The organism is Mycolicibacterium confluentis, from assembly GCF_010729895.1.
Classification (GTDB): domain Bacteria; phylum Actinomycetota; class Actinomycetes; order Mycobacteriales; family Mycobacteriaceae; genus Mycobacterium; species Mycobacterium confluentis.
The window spans coordinates 1524435-1545573 of sequence record NZ_AP022612.1; the positions used below are offsets into that span (position 1 = coordinate 1524435).

A 21139-nucleotide genomic window follows, 5' to 3' on the forward strand; every position below is an offset into this window, starting at 1 on the left:
ATCGTCCCTTTGTGTCGGCGCAACGGCACCACACGGTCCGTCGCGGAAGCCACCAAAAAATACGTCGCGGCCCGACGTGGACGGATAGTTCAGATCAGTACGAATGTATAGCCGGCTCAGCCACCCTCGGCGATGCGCCGCACCGCGCGGATGAAGACGTCGATCTCGTCGTAGGTGTTGTAGAACGCGAACGACGGGCGCACCGTGGCCTCCAACCCCAACCGGCGCAGGATGGGCTGCGCGCAGTGGTGTCCGGCGCGCACCGCGATGCCCTCGGAATTCAGGGCCTTGCCCACCTCCAGCGGTTCGTGCCCGGCCAGCACGAACGACAGCACGCTGGCCTTCTCCTCGGCGGTGCCGACCAGGCGCACGCCGGGGATGTCGCCGAGCAGGGGAGTGGCGTACTCAAGCAGTGCGTGCTCGTAGGCCGCGATCCGTTCGATGCCCACCTTCTCCACGTAGCGCAGCGCCTCGCCCAGACCCACGGCGTCGGCGATATTGCCCGTGCCGGCCTCGAACTTGTTCGGAATACCTTGGTAGAGGGCACGCTCCAGGGTGACGTCGGCGATCATGTTGCCGCCGCCCTGCCACGGTGGGGTTTCCTCGAGGGCCTCCTCGGTGCCGTACAACACGCCGATGCCGGTGGGGCCGAAGATCTTGTGGCCGGAGAACACGAAGAAGTCCGCGCCCAGAGCCTGGACGTCGATGGGGATGTGCGGAATGGACTGCGCGCCGTCGATCAGCACCCGGGCGCCGTATCGGTGGCCAAGCTCGACGATCTTGTGCACGGGTGTGACGGTGCCCAGCGCGTTGGACACATGCGTGGCGGCAACGAGTTTGGTCCGCGGGCCCAGAAGATCCTCGAACGCGCCGAGCAGCAGGTTGCCCGCGTCGTCGACGGGGGCAACTTTGAGCACTGCGCCGGTCTTCTGTGAAAGCAGTTGCCAGGGAACGATGTTCGCGTGGTGCTCGAGATGGGTGATAACGATCTCGTCGCCCGGGCCCAGATGCTTGCCACCCCACGCGTACGCCACCAGGTTGATGGCCTCGGTGGTGCCCCGCGCGAAGATCACCTGCTCGCTCTTGGAGGCGTTGATGAACCGGCGCACGGTGTCGCGCGCGTCCTCGTAGGCGTCGGTGGCGCGGGCAGCCAACTCGTGTGCGGCGCGGTGGATGTTGGAGTTCTCGTGGGCGTAGAAGTGCGCCAACCGGTCGATGACGGCCTGGGGCTTCTGCGTCGTGGCCGCGTTGTCGAACCAGATCAGTGGCTTGCCGTTGACGGTCTCCCGCAGGATCGGGAAGTCGGCGCGCACGGCGTTGACGTCGAAGACCTCGTGCGAATCCGGGATCTGCGGGACGGGTTCGCGCACCACCGCAGGGCCACTGAGGAAGTAGTAGTTGGCGGCGTCGCCCTCCGGGGCGGACACCGGTGCGGCCCGCCATCCGAGATCACCGACCTGCGGTGCGGTGCCGGGCCACGTGGGCGCCGAACCGCGTGGGGCGACGGGCGCCGTCGGCGCGGCGCCGGCCAGGACACCCGGAACGGTCGGGACGATGCCTGAGGGCACCGCGAACGCCGTCAGGTCCGCCACGCCGGGCGGCAGCAGGGGATCGGCCACCCCAGCACCGGCGCGTCCGAGCGAAGGTCCAGCCGTCACATCCGGCGCGGTGCCCCGGGGAGCGACCGGAACCGACTGTGGTGGAACGGCTTCCGGTCCCGGTGACGTCGGGGTGGGCACCGTCGCCGAGGGCACCGGGACGAACTCCGCGGGTGGCGTCACCGGATGCGAGGCTCCCGCCGCGGTGGCCCCGGCCGACGTCAGCGCGGTGGCGTCGGGGACGTTCCCACGCGGCGCGACGGCCGAGGTCTGCGGCGGACTGTCAAGACCGGGCCGAAAGCTCGCGGCGAAAAGCTGGCTCGCCAACGCCGCGAGTTCGGCAGAACTGATGGGCAGGTCGCTCTCAGCGTCTACCGAGCGGTACTCACTTGTACTCATGGAACTTGTCCACCGCGACGTCGTCGAGCACGGCGAGCGCATCGTCGGTGAGCACGGCAAGCGAGGTGTACAGCGTGACCAGGTACGACGCGATGGCTGAGCGGTTGATGCCGGTGAAGCGCACCGACAGGCCCGGTGCCTGCTCGCCGACGAGTCCCGGCTGGAACAGGCCGACGACGCCTTGGCGCTCCTCGCCGGTGCGCACCAGGATGAACTTGGTCTTGCTGTCCTCCACGGGCACCTTGTCGCTCGGGATGATCGGGATCCCACGCCAGGTGATGAACTGCGCCCCGAACAGGCTGACCACTGGCGGCGGCACCCCACGGCGCGTGGCCTCACGGCCGAACGCCGCCACACCGAGCGGATGGGTCAGGAAGAAGCCCGGCGTCTTCCACACCTTCGTGATCAGCGAGTCCAGGTCGTCCGGGGTGGGTGCGCCGCCCAGGGTCTTGATCGTCTGCCCCGGGGTGGCCTGCGACAGCAACCCGTACTCGGGGTTGTTGATCAGCTCGGACTCCTGGCGCTCCTTGATGGTCTCGATGGTCAGACGCAACTGCTGGGCGATCTGATCGTGCGGGCTGGAGTACAGGTCGGAGACCCGGGTGTGCACGTCGAGCAGCGTCGAGATGGACCGCAGCGTGTACTCACGGGGGCTGGTCTCGTAGTCGACGTAGGTCTGCGGCAGAGGCTCCTCGGTGCCTGCGCCCTCCTCGGTGTGGATGGCCACCTGATCGGGGTTGACCACGCGGTTCACCCGGTAGATGCCTGCCTCGACGGGCACCCAGCTGAGCAGGTGCAGCAGCCAGCGGGGCGTGATGGTCTCGAGCTGGGGGACAGTCTTGGTGGCATTGGCCAATTGCCTGGCAGCGAGGTCGCCTAGGGCCTGGGATTCGTTCTGCGCCGACGTCGTCATGCGGGCAATCATGGTGCACGCGGTGCCTGCATGCACGCATTACCGAACCCGGTGAGCCGAAGTGAAGAAGCCGCGCTGGCCAGCTGACCGGAATGTGCCGTATCGTGTGCCGCATGTCTCGCACCGCACAGCTGCGCAGCGCTTCGATGCGCTGCTTCGCCGTGCGTTGTTGTTGTTGATTCTGACGCCCCGGTTTCCCTAGCGTCTTGGCCCACCCTTCTTCGGTGGAGGCCATCTGCGCTGTTCAGAGCCATTCAGAAAGTCAACGACACCTATGTCTGCTCCCTTGTCTGTCTCCCCGCCCGCACCGCTGCGCGCCCCCCAACCGATCACCGTCCGGCGTCGGGTCCAGCCGCGTCCGGCCGTCGACCTGTCCCGGCTGACGCGGTACCGCGGCGGCACGTACTCGCACACCGTCGAAACCATCGTGTTCACCGACGGTTCCACGGCGCGCACCGACCTGATCAGGCTGAACCCGGGCGTGGAGGCCTACTCGCTGGACTTCAGCGCGGAGGCTCCCACCCGTCCCTCGGCGTATCAGGCGCAGACCTTCTCCGAGGTCCCCAACCTGCGGGCCCGCGCCTACGAGGTCGAGATCGACTGGATTCTGCGCAACTCCTTCCCGCGCCTGCGCGTCACCGAACTCAGCCGCCGCCTGCGCGAGGCCGGCCACCCGCTGGGCTCCGCGAACATCAGTGAGCACGAGGCCATCGCCGGAACTCAGGCCGCCATCTGGCATCTGACCAACGGCCTGGATCTGGACAACCGACCGCTCAACGTGCCGGTCCGCGAGCAGCGTGACGACCACGGAGTCACGGTCGAATTCGACGGCGCCCCCGAGTTGGGCGGGTACACCGTGGAGGTGGCCGCGGGCGCGCCGGTGACCGTGACCCTGCACAAGTCCGTCGACGGTCTGCAGTGGAACGAGGTGACCTCCTCCACGTTGCGTGTGCCCGCCGGGTCGGGCAGCCACAGCAAGACCCTCGGCGTGGGTGCGACGGTGTCGTCGCGGCGGCATGGCCGCTCCGCGCAGGGGCACCGGTTCTACCGGCTGACGGTGGACGGGCCAGCGACGATCGGTGACATCGGTTTCCAGCTCACGGGTTCGGGCAACTACCGCAACCTCGAGCGGATTGTGGCGCTGTACGACTACCTGCTCGACGGTGCGCGCAGGGCTCGCGCCCGCAGTGCGGCGCCAGCGTTGAGCGCAGCACGCGCGCAGTACGACGACGGCCTCGTGGGCCCGTTCCGGTTGCGCGCCACCTCGGCCGCGGCGTTGGCCTCGGAGACCGCCGACGTGGTCGACGAGGACGGCGCACTGCTCACCGGTCCGGTGCAGGTGGGCGCGGTGTTCCACCTCCGACCGCACGGCCCGGCGACCTCGGCGACGGTCACCGTGACGGTGCCCGGTGCGCAGGACGGTCATGGCGGGCGGGTGATCACGGGCGTGGCCCGCGACGGGGAGTCGAGTCGGCTGACGCCGGTGGCGCTCGTGGTGCCGACGACCTTCGTGGTGGATTTCGAGATCGACTGGTGAGCTCGAAACGTTCACCGCGATCCGATATCTGGTCCGATCTGGAGCTCGAAAGCAAGTATCGATGCGTGACAACAGCAGAGTCGCAGGAAGCCCGTCACGCCTCTTCGGAGTGGAGTTGGCAGCTGCGCGGTCATTGTCTGACAGTGCCGTCCGAGATCTTCTTCCCCGAGGACCACGCGTCACGCCGGGCCCGCCGCGAGCGCGAGGAGCAGGCGAAGCGGATCTGCCGCACCTGCCCGGTGTTGAGCACCTGCCGCGAGCACGCGCTGAGTACACCGGAGCGCTACGGCGTCTGGGGCGCGACCACGGCCCGCGAACGGCAGCACGCGGCCCACAGCTGAGCGCCGCACACGCATCAGGCAAGCTGGCGGGATGACCGTGGCGGAGAACATCCTGCTCGTGCACTGGCACGATCTCGGCCGGCACCTCGGCGCCTACGGGCACGCCGATGTGGTGAGCCCCAACCTCGACCGGTTGGCTGCCGAAGGCATCCTGTTCACCCAGGCGCACGCCACCGCACCGCTGTGCTCGCCGTCGCGGGGATCGCTGTTCACCGGCCGCTACCCTCAGACCAACGGACTGGTCGGGCTGGCGCACCACGGCTGGGAGTACCGTGCCGGGGTGCGTACGCTGCCGGCGATCCTCTCGGAATCCGGCTGGTACACAGCACTTTTCGGTATGCAGCACGAAACCAGCTTCCCGCCCCGGTTGGGTTTCGACGAGTACGACGTCTCCAACTCCTACTGCGAGTACGTCGTGCCCCGCGCGGTCGAATGGCTTGAGAAGGCTCCGTCGCAACCCTTCCTGTTGACCGCGGGGTTCTTCGAGACCCACCGGCCCTACCCGCACGATCGCTACACCCCGGCCGACCCGGCCGGAGTGGAACTGCCCGACTACCTGCCCGACACACCCGCCGTCCGGCAGGACCTGGCCGACTTCCATGGGTCGATCACGGTCGCCGATGCCGCCGTGGGTCGCCTGCTGGACGCGGTGGCGGCAAACGGATTGGACGACAACACCTGGGTCGTGTTCGTCACCGATCACGGCCCGGCACTGCCGCGGGCGAAGTCGACGCTGTACGACGCGGGTACGGGAATCGCGCTCATCGTGCGCCCGCCGAGGTCGCGCAATCTGGCGGCGCGCGTCTACGGCGACCTGTTCAGCGGTGTCGATCTGCTGCCCACGCTGCTGGATCTTCTCGGTGTCGAGATGCCAGCCGACGTCGACGGACTGTCGCACGCAAATGCGTTGCTGGCCGGCGCGCCGGAAATTCGATCCGCCGTCTATGCGACGAAGACCTATCACGATTCTTTTGACCCCATTCGGGCCATTCGGACAAAGAAATTCTCCTACATCGAGAATTACGCTCACCGGCCACTGCTCGACCTGCCCTGGGACATCGAGGAGAGCGCGCCGGGGCAGGCGGTGGCCTCATACGTGAGTGCGCCGCGCCCGGAGCGGGAACTCTACGACCTCGTCAACGATCCGGGGGAGCAGAACAACCTGCTCACCGGCGAGTACGCGGTCGACGTGGAACCTGTGGCGCAGGAGTTGGCCATGCTGCTCAACGAATGGCGGGAGAAGACCAATGACGTCATTCCCTCAGAGTTCGCCGGTACCCGTATCTCCGAGCGATACACGCAGACCTATGCTCGCATCCAGGGAATCCCGTACCCCAGCCGATCGGCGGTGGCGGCCGAACGCGGCATCAAAGGTGTTTAGTCGCAATGAATTAACTCAGCATGACTAAAATCCCGGTAATGCATTCCTGAGTAATGGGTATTACGCTTGCTGACCATGTCAGAAAATCCCACTGCGTATCTGGTTCTGGCGTCCCAACGCAGTGGCAGCACGCTGCTCGTGGAGTCGCTGCGGGCCACCGGTGTGGCGGGTGAACCGCAGGAGTTCTTCCAGTACCTGCAGGAGACCAGCATGTCCCCCCAACCGCGCGAGTGGTTCGCGGATGTGCAGGACGAATCGATCCTCCGTCTGCTCGATCCGCTGGTCGAGGGCAAACCCGACCTCGCGCCGGCTGAGATCTGGCGGGATTACATCCGCACGGTCGGGCGCACGCCCAACGGCGTGTGGGGCGGCAAGCTCATGTGGAACCAGACCCCTCTGCTTCGCAAGCGCGCCAAGGACCTTCCCGAGCGGTCGGGGGAGGGACTGCTGGCCGCGATCCGTGACGTCGTCGGTTCCGATCCGGTGCTCATTCACGTTTACCGACCCGACGTGGTGTCGCAGGCGGTGTCGTTCTGGCGGGCCGTGCAGACCCGAGTCTGGCGCGGTCGACCCGATCCGGTCCGCGACTCCCGTGCCGAGTACCACGCAGGTGCCATCGCGCACGTCGTGAAGATGCTGCGCGATCAGGAGGAGGGCTGGCGGAACTGGTTCGCCGAGGAGAACGTCGAACCGATCGACGTGCCGTATCCGGTGTTGTGGCGCAACCTGACTGAGGTCGTCGGCACGGTCCTCGAGCACCTCGGCCTGGATCCCCGGCTCGCGCCCTCGCCGGTGCTGGAACGGCAGGCCGATCAGCGTTCCGACGAGTGGGTCGAGCGTTACCGAGCCGACGCCGAGCGCGACGGGCTGCCGCTGTGACCGCGATAGAACTCACCCCAGAAGACATCCACGTCGACGAGCTGCGGCTGCTGGAAGCCGAAGCCGTGCACATCATCCGCGAGGTTGCCGCCGAGCTCACCAAGCCCGTGCTGCTGTTCTCGGCCGGCAAGGACTCGATTGTCCTGCTTCGCCTGGCCGAGAAGGCCTTTCGGCCGGCGCCCCTGCCGTTTCCGGTGCTGCACGTCGACACCGGCCACAACTTCGACGAGGTCATCGAGTTCCGTGACCGCCGGGTCGCCGAACACGGCCACAAGTTGATCGTCGGTTCGGTGCAGGAGAGCATCGACAGCGGACGGGTGCCAGACCCCGGCCCGGGGGCGTCGCGCAACCGGCAGCAGACCAGGACCCTGCTGGATGCGCTGGAAGCCGGCGGATTCGACGCGGCCTTCGGTGGCGCCCGCCGGGACGAGGAGAGGGCGCGGGCCAAGGAGCGCATCCTGAGCTTCCGTGACGAGTTCGGCCAGTGGGATCCGCGGGCGCAGCGCCCCGAACCGTGGTCGCTGTACAACGGGCGCATCCGCAAGGGCGAGCAGGTCCGCGTCTTCCCGCTGTCCAACTGGACCGAACTCGACATCTGGCGCTACATCGAACTCGAGGGCCTGGAGTTACGCCCCCGCCCGGCAGCGGCTACTTCTGAGCCGCGTCACATTGGCGCGTTCGCGGGCTGGAACACCCCGGAACTGTCGGCTTCCTCCTCGGCGCGGATCACGTGCACTACGGCGTTGATCAACGCCAGGTGGGTGAACGCCTGCGGGAAGTTGCCCAGATGGCGGCCGGTGCGCGGTTCGATCTCCTCCGCGTAGAGGTGCAGCGGGCTCGCGAACGACAGCAGGCGCTCGCACAAGTGCCGGGCCCGGTGGATCTCGCCGATCTCGACCAGTGCGGACACCAGCCAGAACGAGCAGATCGTGAACGTGCCCTCCTCGCCGGCCAGACCGTCGTCGGTCTCCTCGACGCGGTAGCGCAGCACCAGACCGTCATCGGTGAGTTCGTCGGCGATGGCCAGCACGGTGGCACGGATGCGCGGGTCGTCCGGCGGCAGGAACCGGGTCAGCACGGCCAGCAGCAGCGATGCGTCCAGCGCGTCGTCGCCGTACCGCTGGGTCAGCACGCCGCGCTTGTCGACGCCGTAGGTCAGCACGTCGGCCTTGATCTCCTCGGCGATGGCCCGCCACTGCTGGGCGTAGCTCTTCTCGCCCATTAGCTCGGCCAGCTTGGAGCCACGGTCGAGCGCCACCCAGCACATGATCTTGCTGGACGTGAAGTGCTGCGGTTCGCCGCGCACCTCCCAGATGCCGCGGTCAGGCTGCTTCCAGTGCTTGATCGCCTCTTCGACCTGCTCCTTGAGCACGGGCCACAGCGTCTCGGGGATCTGCTCGCGCGACTTGGTGTGCAGGTAGACCGAGTCGAGCATGGTGCCCCAGATGTCGTGCTGCATCTGGTCGAAGGCGCCGTTGCCGATCCGCACGGGCCGCGAGTGGTCGTAGCCCGACAGGTGCAGCAGCTCCTCCTCGACCAGGCTGCGTTCCCCGCCCACGCCGTACATCACCTGCAGCGGGTGGCGTTCACCGTTGTTGGCTCCCGACACGTCGGCGATGAATGCGAAGAAGTCGTCGGCCTCTCGATCGAGGCCCAGTGTGTAGAGGCCCCACAACGCGAACGTCGAATCGCGCACCCACGCGTAGCGGTAGTCCCAGTTGCGTTCGCCCTGCGGGGTCTCGGGCAGTGATGTGGTGCTCGCGGCGAGCAGCGCGCCGGTCGGGGAGTACGTCAGGCCCTTGAGTGTCAGTGCGCTGCGCTGCAGGTAGGAGCGCCACGGGTGGTCCGGGAAGTCGCCGATGTTGATCCACTGGCGCCAGCACTCGCTGGTCTGCCACATCTTGTCCGCGGCTTCCTCGTACGTCTGCGGAGCCGGATGTTTGGACCAGGACAGTGCGACGAATGCGTTGTCGCCCTCTTTCATTCGCGTCCGGGCGCGCGCCTCGTGGCCCTCCAGGCCCAACCGCAGGTTGGTGGTCAGGCGCAGCGTCGGGTGGGCGTCGGGGTTGCGGCTGGCACGGGCGATCGCCTCGCCGTACGCGGCTGCCGAGTACTCCCAGGTGGCCGGGATGCGGTGGTAGTCGAACGACGGCTCACAGCTCATCACCAGTTCGACCGTGCCGGACACGCAGCGCACGGTGCGCAGCAGGATGTGCTCGGCGTCCCAGTCCATCGGGGTGCGGCGGTGGGTGCGCGACCGCGCCTCCAGATCGTGCCACGGGCCCATGACCAGCGCCTCGCGCACGATGACCCAGCCTGTGTGGGTTTGCCACGTGGTCTCGAGGATGAGGCTGCCGGGCAGATAGCGCCGGGCGGAGGGCACCGAGACGCCGTACGGTCCGAGCCGGAAATGCCCGGCGCCGCGATCCAGGATCGCGCCGAACACGCTGGGCGAATCGGGCCGCGGCACGCACAGCCACTCCACCGAACCGGCCGAACTGATCAGGCATGTGTTCTCGCAGTCCGAGAGGAAGCCGTAGTCGGCGATCGGGGGGAACGTGTTGCGCAGCGGACCCGACGGCACGTAGGGCACCGGGGCTGTCACAGTGAAGGGTGGTGTTGCCCCGCTCTCGGTGTCGATTGCCATCCGCCCATCATCGACGGTAGTCCGTGTTGCCGTCCACTCATCGACGAGCAAAGTCCGGTACGTGCTCGGGCAGCGGCCCGATCGCGACGCCGTAGGCGGCGATGCGGCGCAGCAGGGGCAGTCGGTTGACCAGACGCACCGCGCGTGGCGTTCCGACGATGGGCGCGTCGTCGGCGATGGCCCCGGCGATCACTCGGTTCTGGACGATGCGCTGCACGCCCTGGATCAGGGCGGTGGGCAGCCAGCGCCGCACCTGCACCCGGGCGAGGTCGCGCGTGGTGACCGAGTGGGTCAGCAGTGGCTGCGCCAGGATCCGGCCCGCGGCCACCGCGTCCGCGACCGCGAGGTTGATGCCGACCCCGCCGATCGGCGACATCGCGTGGGCCGCGTCGCCGATGAGCAGCAAGCCGTCGCGGTACCACCTGCGCACGCGGTTGAGCTGAACGTCGAGCAGTTTGACGTCGTCGAACGACGCCAGCGCGTCGAGTTTGGGCGCCAGCCATGGGGCCAAAGTCGTCACGCGGCCGCGGAACGCCTCGATGCCCTCGGCGCGCAGCACCGCGTCGCTGCCCTTCTGGATCAGGAACGCGATCTGGTAGTAGTCGCCGCGGTCGATCAGGGCCATGCCGCGGCCCGCGTCGAACACGCCGTTGAGGCCCGCGGGGTCGGTGTCCTCCCGGGGCAGCCGGAACCACCACACGTCCATGGGCGCCCCGAAGCTGCGGGTGCGGACGCCCGCGGCCTGACGCAGGGTCGACGCCCGGCCGTCACACGCCACCGTCAACTCCGCGCGCATCTTGGCCGTCGTCCCGTCGGCCCTGCGATAGACCACGCCGCGCACCCGGCCGCCGTCGGTCAGCGGCGCGACCACCTCACAACGGCGCAGCAGGGTGAACGTCGGTTCCTTCTCGGCCGCCCGCGCCAGCATCTCCAGGAAGTCCCACTGCGGCACCAGGGCGATGTGCTTGTGCGGGCCGGGCAACGTGGTCAGGTCGACCCGCACAGGGGTCTCGCCGGCCCGGAAGGTCAGCCCCTCGATCATTCGGTGCGGCAGCGCGGCGAACTCGTCGGCCAGGCCCAACTCGTCGAGCAGGCGCAGCGTGCTGGCGTGCACAGTGTCCCCGCGGAAATCCCGCAGGAAGTCCTCGTGTTTCTCCATCACCGTGACGTCGACGCCGGCGCGCGCCAGCAGCAGGCCCAGCATCATGCCGGCCGGACCGCCCCCGGCGATCAGACATCCGGTCGCGGCCTGCGTCGGGACCTCACTTCGGTTGGCCACCGATTGATCGTAGGGTGGTGGCAATGGATGGGTTCCTGAGTTGGTGGGACGGCGTCGAGCTGTGGTTGTCGGGGCTGGGCTTCGTGCTGCAGACACTGGTGGTGATGCCCGTCGTACTGGCCCTCGCGTACGGGCTGGCTCTGCTCCTGGACGCCTTTTTGGGCAACACCATTCGAGTGCGGAACCGGATCACGGCAGCCGTCCGCGGCCGTGTCGAGACTAAGGACTGACTGGCGTGCCGAGATCCCGTGTGACGTTGGCTTTGGTGGCACTTCTGGTGCTTGTCATCGTGATGTGGCTGCTGACCAGGTGAGCTGCGACAAGCCGTCGATTAGCGATCGTTGAGGCTTCTGTTAGGCTTCGCGCCATGCGTTCGGTGACCGGCACCAGCTGTGGCCATGTCTTGGCCCTGCTTGCCGTGGGTTTTTCCGCCGTCGCTGATGTCTGTTGTTGTCGCTGATCCAATACCCGTCTGTGGTTTTGGTGTCGGGACAGCCACGTTGTGTGCCTGAGTTCTGACCTACCACCGTGGTCACGACGGGTCGCAGTACCGACCAATGTCGAACAACTCAGAAAGGCCCTGTGATTTCAGTGAAAGCCTCCTTGAAGGTGGCCGGTTTGGCCATGACCGCCTCGCTGCTCGCCGCCTGTGGCGGTGGTGCCAGCGATGTCGCCGGTGAAAGTGGTGGCGCCGCCGCCGACACCACGTTGACGCTGGTGGCGTACGCGGTGCCGGAGCCGGGCTGGAGCAAGATCATTCCCGCCTTCGCGGCCACCCCCGAGGGCAAGGGTGTCGCAGTGACGACCTCCTACGGCGCCTCCGGTGATCAGTCCCGCGCGGTCGTCGACGGCAAGCCCGCCGACATCGTCAACTTCTCCGTCGAGCCCGACATCACCCGCCTGGTGAAGGCCGACAAGGTGGCCAAGGACTGGAATGCCGACGCCACCAAGGGGCTTCCCTTCGGGTCGCTCGTCACGTTCGCGGTGCGCCCCGGCAACCCCAAGGGCATCAAGGATTGGCCCGACCTGTTGAAGCCCGGTGTCGAGGTCATCACGCCCAGCCCGCTGAGTTCCGGTGCGGCCAAGTGGAACCTGTTGGCGCCGTACGCGTGGGCCAGCAAGGGTGGCCAGGATCCTCAGGCCGGTCTGGACTACGTCACCGAACTGGTGAACGACCACATCAAGCTGCGTCCCGGCTCGGGTCGTGAGGCCACGGATGTGTTCCGGCAGGGCAGCGGTGACGTGCTGTTGGCCTACGAGAACGAGGCGCTGAACTTCGACCTCGAATTCGTCAACCCGCCGGAGACCTTCAAGATCGAGAACCCCGTCGCCGTCGTCACCAGCAGCGCACATCAGGAGCAGGCCAACGCGCTGAAGAACTTCCTCTACACCACGGAGGCGCAGAAGTTGTGGGCCGAGGCCGGGTTCCGACCCGTCGACCCCGCCGTGCTCGCCGAGTTCAAGGACAAGTTCCCCGCACCCGCCAAGCTGTGGACCATCGCCGACCTCGGCGGCTGGGCTGAGGTCGATCCTGCGCTGTTCGACAAGGAGAACGGCTCGATCACCAAGATCTACACCAAGGCGACCGGATGACCACTCTGGACAATCCGGAGGCGATCCGGCCCGAGCTCACCCCTGGTGAGCCGGGCCGGTCCCGTATCCAGATTCCCGGATCGGGCAACCGGTACGGCAGCACGTCATTGCGGGTGGGTGCGGCCACGCTGTGGCTCTCGGTGATCGTGCTGCTGCCACTGGCCGCGATCCTCTGGCAGTCGGCCAAGGGCGGCTGGGGTGCGTTCTACTCGGCCGTCACCTCGAACGCGGCGATCGAGTCGTTCAAGGTGACCATCGGCATCTCGATCGGCGTGACGATCGTCAACGCGTTCTTCGGACTGTTGGTGGCGTGGGTTCTCACGCGTGACGACTTCCCCGGTAGGCGCCTGGTCGACGCTGTGATCGATCTGCCGTTCGCGCTGCCGACCATCGTCGCCAGCCTGGTGATGCTGGCGTTGTACGGTCCGGCCAGTCCGGTGGGTCTGCACCTGCAGCACACCAGGTGGGGTGTCGGCATCGCGCTGCTGTTCGTCACGCTGCCGTTCGTCGTGCGGTCGGTGCAGCCGGTGCTTCTCGAACTCGATCACGAGGTCGAACAGGCCGCGGCGTCGTTGGGTGCGAGCAACCTGGTGATCTTCACCAAGGTGATCCTGCCCGCGCTGATGCCTGCGCTGCTGTCCGGTGCCGGCCTGGCCTTCTCCCGCGCGATCGGTGAGTTCGGTTCGGTGGTGCTGATCGGCGGTGCGGTACCCGGGGAGACCGAAGTCTCCTCGCAGTGGATCCGCACTCTGATCGAGAACGACGACCGCACCGGTGCGGCCGCCATCTCGATTGTGCTGCTGGCGATCTCGTTCGTGGTGCTGTTCATCCTGCGGGCCATCGGTTCACGGACCGCCCGCCGGGAGGAGATGTCGCGATGAGCCTGTCACCGGCGGTCAAGTATCTGCTCCGCTTCATTGCGCTGGCCTACATCGGCATCCTGGTCGTGGTGCCCGTGGGTCTGATCCTGTGGCGCACGCTGGAACCCGGGGTCGGCGAGTTCGTCTCCTCGATCTCCACACCCGCCGCTATCTCCGCACTGCAGTTGTCACTGCTCGTGGTGGCCATCGTGGTGCCGCTGAACGTCCTGTTCGGCGTGCCCACCGCGCTGGTGTTGGCCCGAAACAAGTTCCGCGGCAAGAGCATTCTGCAGGCCATCATCGACCTGCCGTTCGCGGTGTCGCCTGTGGTCGTCGGTGTGGCGTTGATCCTGCTGTGGGGTTCGGCCGGCCTGTTCGGCTTCGTGGAGAACGACTTCGGATTCAAGATCATCTTCAGCTTCCCGGGCATCGTCCTGGCGAGCATCTTCGTGACCGTGCCGTTCGTCATCCGCGAGGTGGAACCGGTGCTGCACGAGATCGGCACCGACCAGGAGGAGGCCGCCTCGACCCTGGGATCGCAGTGGTGGCAGACGTTCTGGCGAATCACCCTGCCTTCGATCCGGTGGGGGCTGACCTACGGCATTGTGCTCACCATCGCCCGCACCCTGGGTGAGTTCGGTGCGGTGCTCATGGTGTCGTCGAACCTGCCCGGCACCTCCCAGACCCTCACGCTGTTGGTCGCCGACCGCTATACCCGCGCCAATGAGTACGGCGCCTACGCGATATCGACCGTCCTGATGGCCGTCGCCGTGCTGGTGCTGGTGGTTCAGGTCGTACTCGACGCGCGGCGCACTCAGGCAGCAAAATAGGCCTACCACCCGAAACGAGACACGTATGACGAACGCGATCACCGTCACCGGTGCCAACAAGCATTACGGAAACTTCGCCGCCCTGGACAATGTCGACTTCGTGGTGCCGTCGGGGTCGTTGACCGCGCTGCTGGGACCGTCTGGATCAGGTAAGTCGACGCTGCTGCGCGCCATCGCCGGCCTCGACGAACCCGACACCGGAACCATCACGATCAACGGCCGCGACGTGACGCGGGTGCCCCCGCAGAAGCGCGGCATCGGCTTCGTGTTCCAGCACTACGCGGCGTTCAAACACCTCACGGTGCGGGACAACGTGGCCTTCGGGTTGAAGATCCGCAAGCGCCCCAAGGCCGAAGTCAAAGAGAAGGTCGACAACCTGCTCGAGGTGGTCGGGTTGGCCGGCTTCCAGAGCCGTTACCCGAATCAGCTTTCGGGTGGTCAGCGGCAGCGTATGGCGCTGGCCCGCGCGTTGGCCGTCGACCCCGAGGTGCTGCTGCTCGACGAACCGTTCGGTGCGCTGGACGCCAAGGTGCGTGACGACCTGCGGGCCTGGCTGCGTCGCCTGCACGACGAGGTGCATGTCACCACGGTGCTCGTGACGCACGATCAGGCCGAGGCACTCGATGTCGCCGACCGGATCGCAGTGTTGAACAAGGGCCGCGTCGAGCAGGTCGGGTCGCCCACCGAGGTGTACGACGCGCCGGCCAACGCCTTCGTGATGTCCTTCCTGGGCACTGTGTCGTCGCTGAACGGGATCCTGGTGCGCCCGCACGACATTCGCGTGGGGCGTAACCCGGAGATGGCGATTGCGGCCGGTGACGGCACCGCCGAGACCACGGGTGTCACGAGGGCGACCGTGGACCGGGTGGTGTACCTCGGGTTCGAGGTGCGGGTCGAGTTGACCAGTGCGACGACGCACACGCAGTTCACCGCCCAGATCACCCGCGGTGACGCCGAGGCGCTCGGCATCCGGGAAGGGCAGACCGTCTACGTGCGGGCCACCCGGGTGCCGCCGATCGCGGGCAGCCTGCAGATCCCGGTGGCCGATGAGGCCGACGAGGACGAGGCGCTGAGTAACGCCTGACTGAAGCGGAGCGCACATGGACCAACTCACGTTTGGCTACCTGTACGACTTCCGCAATCCACAACCATGGCAGCGCCCATGGCCACAGGTGTATGCCGAGATCCTCGACTTCGTCGAATGGAGTGAGAGCGTCGGCGTCGAGGGCGCCTGGGGCCCGGAGCATCACGCCGCAGAAGACGGCTATCAACCGGCACCTTTCGTGGTGCTGGCGGCCAGCGCGGCGCGGACCAAGTGACTCAAGCTCGGCACAGGAGTCGCGCTTGCGCCGCTTCACCAACCCTGTGCGGTTCGCCGAGGAGTGTGCCGTGCTCGACATCCTGTCGAATGGGCGGCTCGATATGTCTGTGGCCGTTGGCTTTCGGCGACGCGAAGCTGATGGATATGGCGTCGATTTCTCTTCCCGCGGCACCCGTGGGTTCTGAATTCATGGAGATCCGTCACGCCCAGCGTGCCCTCCGGATCATCTTCGGTGGGTGGATCGTCGCGGTGGGGCCACTCTCTGCGGGCTCTGTCTGATGGGCTGAGTTAGTCGCTCTTGTCCCCATGGAGGCCGGGATCGCGCCAAGGTTTTGTCGGTGGGCCGCGGGCATGATCGAAAGTACGTAAGTTCGATCAGGTTGTTATGCCGTCGTCGGAGGTGGTGTCAGCCCTCGGTGATGCCGGGTTGGTCGATCTGATCGGTGCGGCGGGCGCAACTGGAGTCTGCGTCGATGGCGGCGCTCAAACAACTCCGCCACCGCCACCAACCGGCGCGGGCTCGCGAAACTGCTTGCCGCCCAACCGTCACCAGACCCAGAACCGCCACCCTTCTAGGTGTTCGCCCGGTACCCGGGTCGATCGGTGCGTCGTCGGCCACCTGTTCATCGCGATGTCGTCGGCGCAAGTGATTCATCGGTGTCACCCCATGATGTTGTGGGGCAGCAGGATTCGGTGAACAGAGCGGTTCTGAGCGTCGTCCGTCCTTCGATGTGCTTTTTCCGGCACCGGCCCCGCGCGGCACCAAATCCCTTCGGGGGCTTATGCGGATCTTGACAGCAGTCAGTAAAGGCGCGTTCAGCCTTCGTGGCATCTGCGGTGGCCAGCCGATGGCTGGGACGCGGGTTGCCTCTCCTGAGTCGATGGCAGAGCCGCTGGGCACCACTGAGGACAACGTCCGATCGTTAGCTGTGTGAACGACTTCCTGCTCCGGCCGGGTCGCGCGAACGTGCCGCCAGCGAGCGTGGAGATAGCTCGAGAGGCCCCCCGCCTCGGGGGCCCTGTGACGTATTGCGGATTGGGGGTCATCAGCAACAAATAGAACGCGTTACAGTTGAGCTTCCGCTAACAAAATGCAGTTTCGTCGCCGGTTGCCAACTCGACGTCTGGCGAGGTTCCGGCGGCGGTCGATCGATCAAAACCCGTGCTCATGTGCTGTGGCCGCCTTGCCGTCCATTCCAAATATGTAACGCTGAACATGTTGCCAGGATCACTCAGTAGGAATTTCTGTGACGCCACTGACAATTCTGCCCCTAGAGCTGTTAGCATCCTCAACGGTCGTTGTTCTACAACGACCTATTGGGCTTCCGATAGTCCTTACCGAACCCCTCTTGATATTGGAGTGTTGATGGGTGCCTCGCACTATGTCGGTCGTGTCGGTGCGCTTGCTGTGGCGCTGGGAATCGGCGCTGCGGTAGCGGCCACGGGATCGCCGGAGGCTTCGGCGGACCCCTCGGACGGCGGCGCCTCCGACGCGTCCGGTGCCGCGGGTTCGGGCGCCGGTGCGTCCGCCGGTGGAGGGGACACGACCACGCCCGCCGGTCGGCGTGCAGCTCGCAAGGAAGCCGCCACACAGGCGCGCGATGCGATCTCCGACGCTGCCGCTCAGCGCGGACCGCGTCGCGGTGGATCCCCGGCGGGTGCGAATCCAGACGAGGACTCGTCGGCCAACGGAGACCTGAATGCCGCTCGTCGTGCGGCTGCCAAGAAGCTCGCCAAGCAGGTGCAGGACGCGATCTCCGACGTCACTGAGCAGCTCGGGTCACTCGGTGGTGTCTCTCTGCCGAACGCGACACCGGGTGACGGTGCGTCGGTGCGCGAGAGCACGACGTCGGGCCGGCGGACGGTGCGCAAGCTGGATGTCAAGGAGTCTCTGGAGACTGGCGCATCACTGCGCAGCGGGCCCGCTACGACCCGACTTATCCCAGGCAGGCCGTCAGGCGTATCGGCAGCCGAATCGTCGACGGTCTCGGGGGCGCCGAACTCGGCGGCATTCTCGGTGCAGAACTCCCCGGAGTCGCCTGCGGCGAGCGCGTCTGTTCCCGAGTCCTTGAGGGCTCTGCCCTCGCTGCCGAAGCTGCCGGTGATCCCCGCTGGTGCTCCTGACACGCTTCTGGCGCTGATGATGCTTGGGGGAAGCCGGAGCAACGGTGCTGGCGGATCCTTCCGTGGAACCGTCCGACAGGATGTGCTCCAGTCGAGGCAGCGGTCGTCCCTGAGTGGAGTCGCGAAATCTGTCGCAGACGCCCTGTCGACCTCGACCACGTCGCCGTCGATGGCACGGGCCACCACGTCGACTACCGTGAATCCCCTTGCGTCCCTTGGGGCACGGCCGATCATCGGAAACGGTGGCTGGCTGATCGGCAACGGACTGAACGCCGCAGATGATTGCGAGGCCGCGGCGTGCAACGGCGGCAACGGCGGCCTGTTGTTCGGAAACGGAGGCAACGGTGCAAACGGTGGAAATGGTGGCCACGCCTACCTGATCGGTAATGGCGGTGTCGGTGGTGCGGGCGGCGCCGGTATTGCGGGCGGCGCCGGCGGCCGGGGCGGGTTCCTGCTCGGCAACGGCGGCGCCGGCGGAGTCGGTGGCGTTGGGGCGTCGGGTGGCCGGGGCGGCAACTCGGGCCTCCTTGTCGGACGCGGCGGTGCGGGCGGTGCTGGCGGTGTCGGTGGAGATGGTGGCGACGGCGGCAATGGCGGCTGGGTGTTCGGGTCCGGTGGTGCTGGCGGTGTCGGCGGAGAAGGCGGCGACGGCGGCGACGGCGGCTACGCCGGCATGCTCGGTGGACACGGCGGTGCAGGCGGCGCGGGCGGTGTCGGTGGTGATGGCGGCAACGGCGGCAACGGCGGCTGGATGTTCGGCACCGGTGGTGCGGGTGGTGCCGGCGGAGCCGGCGAGACGGGCGCAGCTGGGGCGCAGGGCGCAGCCGGCGAAGACGGGCAGCCCGGCCAAGACGGTACGGATGGCGGCGACGGCCTCGACGGCGGCGCGGGCGGAGCAGGTGGACGTGGCGGTGTCGGCGGCGCCGGTGGCTGGTTGATCGGTACCGGCGGCGCCGGTGGAGTCGGCGGTGCCGGTGGCGCAGGCGGGGCCGCCGGCGCTGGTGGAGACGGTGGTGCCGGTGGTGCCGGGGTGGGCTCCGCGGTGACGGCCGGTGGTACCGGTGGCGCTGGTGGCAACGGTGGCAACGGCGGCGTTGGCGGTGTCGCCGGAGTCGGCGGTACCGGCGGTGTCGGTGGCCGCGGCGGTCTGCTGTTCAGTCGCGCAGGGAGTGCAGGCGCCGGCGGCGCGGGCGGTGACGGTGGTGACGGCGGCCGGGCGGGTGACGGCGGCGTCGGTGGAATCGGCGGTGCCGGAACAACATCCGGCGACGGTGGTCGTGGTGGTGACGGCGGCAATACCGGCGTTGGTGGTGCTGCGGGTCTGGGTGGTGCGGCCGGCGGCGCGGGCGCGACTTCGGGTGCTGGCGGCAGCGCCGGTGTGGTCGACACCAGTGGCGGTAACGGTGGTGCTGGTGGTGACGGCGCGGACGCGGTGGTCGCTGGTGGTTCCGGTGGTCATGGTGGTGCCGGTGGTAATGCGGGCACCCATGGCGATGGCGGCGCCGGTGGTGCCGGTGGTGATGGTGCTGCTGGCGAGGATGGTGCTGATGGTGTGGTCGGCTCGCCTGATGGTGGGCATGGCCAGGCCGGTGGCGATGGTGGTCATGGTGGTGCCGGTGGTGACGGCGGCACGGTGGCTGGTGCGGCTGGTTCCGGTGGGGCCGGTGGCGCTGGCGGGGCTGGTGGCTCCGGTGGTGACGGTCTGACCGGTGCGGATGCGCAGACCGCTGGTGGTGCCGGAAGCGATGGTGGCGATGCCGGTAACGGCGGTGCCGGTGGTAACGGCGGCAACGGTGGCGTGGCCGGGGTGTCGTATCAGGGTGCTGCGGGCAGCGCCGGTGCTGGTGGTGCCGGTGCCGACGGTGGCGACAGTGGCGTGGCCGGTGACGGTGGCGACGGCGCCGATGGCGATGCCAGCACCCCGGATGGTGGTGCCGGTGGTGACGGCGGCAACGCCGGTGTCGGTGGTGCCGGCGGTGTCGGTGGCACCGGATCCACAACGGGCACAGACGGTTCCGACGGTGCGGTCAACATCGGTGGCGGTAACGGTGGTGCTGGTGGTGACGGCGCGGACGCGGTGGTGCCGGGTGGTTCCGGTGGTCATGGTGGTGCCGGTGGTAATGCGGGCACCCATGGCGATGGCGGCGCCGGTGGTGCCGGTGGTGATGGTGCTGCTGGCGAGGATGGTGCTGATGGTGTGGTCGGCTCGCCTGATGGTGGGCATGGCCAGGCCGGTGGTGACGGTGGTCATGGTGGTGCCGGTGGTGACGGCGGCACGGTGGCTGGTGCGGCTGGTTCCGGTGGGGCCGGTGGCGCTGGCGGGGCTGGTGGCTCCGGTGGTGACGGTCTGACCGGTGCGGATGCGCAGACCGCTGGTGGTGCCGGAAGCGATGGTGGCGATGCCGGTAACGGCGGTGCCGGTGGTAACGGCGGCAACGGCGGTGCCGCGGGTGTGGCGTTCGACGGTGCTGCGGGCAGCGCCGGTGCTGGTGGTGCCGGTGCCGACGGTGGAGACAGTGGCGTGGCCGGTGACGGCGGCGACGGCGCCGATGGCGATGCCAGCACCCCAGATGGTGGTGACGGTGGTGACGGCGGCAACGCCGGATTGGGCGGCAACGCCGGTGTCGGTGGCACCGGTTCGACTTCGGGTGCTGACGGCAGCGCTGGTGTCGTGGACACCAGTGGCGGCAATGGCGGTGCTGGTGGTGACGGCGCGAATGCGGTGGTGCCGGGTGGTTCCGGTGGTCATGGTGGTGCCGGTGGTAATGCGGGCACCCATGGCGATGGCGGCGCCGGTGGTGCCGGTGGTGATGGTGCTGCTGGCGAGGATGGTGCTGATGGTGTGGTCGGCTCGCCTGATGGTGGGCATGGCCAGGCCGGTGGCGATGGTGGTCATGGTGGTGCCGGTGGGGCTGGCGGCACGGTGGCTGGTGCGGCTGGTTCCGGTGGGGCCGGTGGCGCTGGCGGGGCTGGTGGCTCCGGTGGTGACGGTCTGACCGGTGCTGATGCGCAGACCGCTGGTGGTGCCGGAAGCGATGGTGGCGATGCCGGTAACGGCGGTGCCGGTGGTAACGGCGGCAACGGCGGTGCCGCGGGTGTGGCGTTCGACGGTGCTGCGGGCAGCGCCGGTGCTGGTGGTGCCGGTGCCGACGGTGGAGACAGTGGCGTGGCCGGTGACGGTGGCGACGGCGCCGATGGCGATGCCAGCACCCCGGATGGTGGCCGCGGTGGTGACGGCGGCAACGCCGGTACCGGTGGTGCGGCCGGACTCGGTGGTACCGCTGGCGGTGCGGGTGCTTCAGATGGTGCTGACGGCTCTGCCGGTGTCGTGAACATCGGTGGCGGTAATGGCGGTGCTGGTGGTGACGGCTTTGACTTTGCGTCCCATCCGGGCGCTGTGGTCGGCACCAACGGTGGTCGTGGCGGTCGCGGTGGTG

The 21139-nt window shown here is 67.8% G+C and carries 18 protein-coding genes and 2 pseudogenes; 16 read left to right on the forward strand and 4 right to left on the reverse strand.

The window, feature by feature from the left end; genetic code table 11:
- Window positions 1-116: 116 nt before the first annotated feature.
- Together G6N34_RS07230 and G6N34_RS07235 are read right to left on the reverse strand one after the other, a co-directional pair.
- The gene (locus G6N34_RS07230; protein WP_085153264.1) at window positions 117-1997 is read right to left on the reverse strand and encodes a family 2A encapsulin nanocompartment cargo protein cysteine desulfurase; all 1881 of its coding nucleotides are present in this window, start codon (window positions 1995-1997) and stop codon (window positions 117-119) included.
- On the reverse strand, window positions 1984-2910 hold the full coding sequence (locus G6N34_RS07235; RefSeq protein ID WP_085153345.1) for a family 2A encapsulin nanocompartment shell protein: 927 nt from the start codon (window positions 2908-2910) through the stop codon (window positions 1984-1986). Before G6N34_RS07235 ends, G6N34_RS07230 begins: the two co-directional genes overlap by 14 nt.
- A gap of 274 nt (window positions 2911-3184) precedes the next feature.
- On the opposite strand from G6N34_RS07235, the gene G6N34_RS07240 reads away from it, so the two are divergent.
- The 5 genes and pseudogenes from G6N34_RS07240 to cysD all read left to right on the forward strand — a co-directional run.
- Entirely contained in the window at window positions 3185-4447 is a 1263-nt protein-coding gene (locus tag G6N34_RS07240; protein ID WP_085153266.1) for a thioester domain-containing protein, read from the forward strand.
- Between the two features lie 65 nt (window positions 4448-4512).
- Window positions 4513-4788, forward strand: coding sequence for a WhiB family transcriptional regulator (locus tag G6N34_RS07245; RefSeq protein WP_179965731.1), 276 nt, complete (start codon window positions 4513-4515; stop codon window positions 4786-4788).
- A gap of 31 nt (window positions 4789-4819) precedes the next feature.
- The gene (locus tag G6N34_RS07250) at window positions 4820-6169 is read left to right on the forward strand and encodes a sulfatase family protein (RefSeq protein WP_085153267.1); all 1350 of its coding nucleotides are present in this window, start codon (window positions 4820-4822) and stop codon (window positions 6167-6169) included.
- A 75-nt stretch (window positions 6170-6244) separates the two neighbouring features.
- Window positions 6245-7048: a trehalose 2-sulfotransferase gene (stf0, locus tag G6N34_RS07255; protein WP_085153269.1), complete on the forward strand. Its 804-nt coding sequence runs from the start codon at window positions 6245-6247 to the stop codon at window positions 7046-7048.
- A 5-nt stretch (window positions 7049-7053) separates the two neighbouring features.
- Window positions 7054-7677: pseudogene (gene cysD / locus G6N34_RS07260) on the forward strand (sulfate adenylyltransferase subunit CysD); the annotation flags it as partial.
- Window positions 7678-7712: 35 nt separating this feature from the next.
- Here cysD and G6N34_RS07265 read toward each other — a convergent pair.
- Window positions 7713-9695, reverse strand: coding sequence for a glycoside hydrolase family 15 protein (locus G6N34_RS07265; RefSeq protein ID WP_085153272.1), 1983 nt, complete (start codon window positions 9693-9695; stop codon window positions 7713-7715).
- Window positions 9696-9732: 37 nt separating this feature from the next.
- Window positions 9733-10974: an FAD-dependent oxidoreductase gene (locus tag G6N34_RS07270; RefSeq protein ID WP_264016757.1), complete on the reverse strand. Its 1242-nt coding sequence runs from the start codon at window positions 10972-10974 to the stop codon at window positions 9733-9735.
- 23 nt (window positions 10975-10997) lie between these two features.
- Between G6N34_RS07270 and G6N34_RS07275 the strand changes: the two genes are divergently transcribed.
- The 11 genes and pseudogenes from G6N34_RS07275 (at window position 10998) to G6N34_RS28555 (ending at window position 21034) form a co-directional block, all read left to right on the forward strand.
- A complete protein-coding gene (locus tag G6N34_RS07275; RefSeq protein WP_085153274.1) occupies window positions 10998-11204 on the forward strand; it encodes a hypothetical protein in 207 nt (68 codons plus the stop codon).
- Window positions 11205-11341: 137 nt separating this feature from the next.
- Window positions 11342-11434, forward strand: a complete 93-nt coding sequence (locus tag G6N34_RS28425) for an Ms4533A family Cys-rich leader peptide (protein WP_353612272.1) — start codon at window positions 11342-11344, stop codon at window positions 11432-11434.
- Window positions 11435-11598: 164 nt separating this feature from the next.
- On the forward strand, window positions 11599-12567 hold the full coding sequence (locus G6N34_RS07280) for a sulfate ABC transporter substrate-binding protein (RefSeq protein ID WP_085153276.1): 969 nt from the start codon (window positions 11599-11601) through the stop codon (window positions 12565-12567).
- A complete protein-coding gene (gene cysT / locus G6N34_RS07285; protein WP_085153278.1) occupies window positions 12564-13448 on the forward strand; it encodes a sulfate ABC transporter permease subunit CysT in 885 nt (294 codons plus the stop codon). The genes G6N34_RS07280 and cysT overlap by 4 nt, the downstream gene beginning before the upstream one ends.
- Window positions 13445-14257, forward strand: coding sequence for a sulfate ABC transporter permease subunit CysW (gene cysW / locus G6N34_RS07290; RefSeq protein WP_085153279.1), 813 nt, complete (start codon window positions 13445-13447; stop codon window positions 14255-14257). The genes cysT and cysW overlap by 4 nt, the downstream gene beginning before the upstream one ends.
- Before the next feature lie 25 nt (window positions 14258-14282).
- The gene (locus tag G6N34_RS07295; RefSeq protein ID WP_085153281.1) at window positions 14283-15341 is read left to right on the forward strand and encodes a sulfate/molybdate ABC transporter ATP-binding protein; all 1059 of its coding nucleotides are present in this window, start codon (window positions 14283-14285) and stop codon (window positions 15339-15341) included.
- Window positions 15342-15357: 16 nt separating this feature from the next.
- Window positions 15358-15576 carry an LLM class flavin-dependent oxidoreductase gene (locus tag G6N34_RS27785; RefSeq protein ID WP_085153283.1) on the forward strand — a complete coding sequence of 73 codons (219 nt, stop codon included), beginning with the start codon at window positions 15358-15360 and terminating at the stop codon, window positions 15574-15576.
- Window positions 15577-15646: 70 nt separating this feature from the next.
- The gene (locus G6N34_RS28430) at window positions 15647-15763 is read left to right on the forward strand and encodes a hypothetical protein (RefSeq protein WP_407663261.1); all 117 of its coding nucleotides are present in this window, start codon (window positions 15647-15649) and stop codon (window positions 15761-15763) included.
- Window positions 15764-18006: 2243 nt separating this feature from the next.
- A pseudogene (locus tag G6N34_RS28435) lies at window positions 18007-19170 on the forward strand (hypothetical protein); the annotation flags it as partial.
- Window positions 19171-20569: 1399 nt separating this feature from the next.
- Window positions 20570-20698: a hypothetical protein gene (locus tag G6N34_RS28260; protein WP_268948766.1), complete on the forward strand. Its 129-nt coding sequence runs from the start codon at window positions 20570-20572 to the stop codon at window positions 20696-20698.
- A gap of 3 nt (window positions 20699-20701) precedes the next feature.
- Window positions 20702-21034, forward strand: coding sequence for a hypothetical protein (locus G6N34_RS28555; protein WP_163645344.1), 333 nt, complete (start codon window positions 20702-20704; stop codon window positions 21032-21034).
- Window positions 21035-21139: the final 105 nt, after the last annotated feature.

Bases quoted from the DNA above. Each gene is read 5' to 3' on its own strand.
- G6N34_RS27785 (WP_085153283.1), top strand. From the start codon at position 15,358: ATGGACCAACTCACGTTTGGCTACCTGTACGACTTCCGCAATCCACAA.
- G6N34_RS07240 (WP_085153266.1), top strand. From the start codon at position 3,185: ATGTCTGCTCCCTTGTCTGTCTCCCCGCCCGCACCGCTGCGCGCCCCC.
- G6N34_RS07275 (WP_085153274.1), top strand. From the start codon at position 10,998: ATGGATGGGTTCCTGAGTTGGTGGGACGGCGTCGAGCTGTGGTTGTCG.
- stf0 (WP_085153269.1), top strand. From the start codon at position 6,245: ATGTCAGAAAATCCCACTGCGTATCTGGTTCTGGCGTCCCAACGCAGT.
- G6N34_RS07250 (WP_085153267.1), top strand. From the start codon at position 4,820: ATGACCGTGGCGGAGAACATCCTGCTCGTGCACTGGCACGATCTCGGC.
- G6N34_RS07235 (WP_085153345.1), bottom strand. From the start codon at position 2,910: ATGACGACGTCGGCGCAGAACGAATCCCAGGCCCTAGGCGACCTCGCT.
- G6N34_RS07230 (WP_085153264.1), bottom strand. From the start codon at position 1,997: ATGAGTACAAGTGAGTACCGCTCGGTAGACGCTGAGAGCGACCTGCCC.
- G6N34_RS07265 (WP_085153272.1), bottom strand. From the start codon at position 9,695: ATGGCAATCGACACCGAGAGCGGGGCAACACCACCCTTCACTGTGACA.
- cysW (WP_085153279.1), top strand. From the start codon at position 13,445: ATGAGCCTGTCACCGGCGGTCAAGTATCTGCTCCGCTTCATTGCGCTG.
- G6N34_RS28260 (WP_268948766.1), top strand. From the start codon at position 20,570: ATGGCCAGGCCGGTGGCGATGGTGGTCATGGTGGTGCCGGTGGGGCTG.
- G6N34_RS28425 (WP_353612272.1), top strand. From the start codon at position 11,342: ATGCGTTCGGTGACCGGCACCAGCTGTGGCCATGTCTTGGCCCTGCTT.
- G6N34_RS07295 (WP_085153281.1), top strand. From the start codon at position 14,283: ATGACGAACGCGATCACCGTCACCGGTGCCAACAAGCATTACGGAAAC.
- G6N34_RS07280 (WP_085153276.1), top strand. From the start codon at position 11,599: ATGACCGCCTCGCTGCTCGCCGCCTGTGGCGGTGGTGCCAGCGATGTC.
- cysT (WP_085153278.1), top strand. From the start codon at position 12,564: ATGACCACTCTGGACAATCCGGAGGCGATCCGGCCCGAGCTCACCCCT.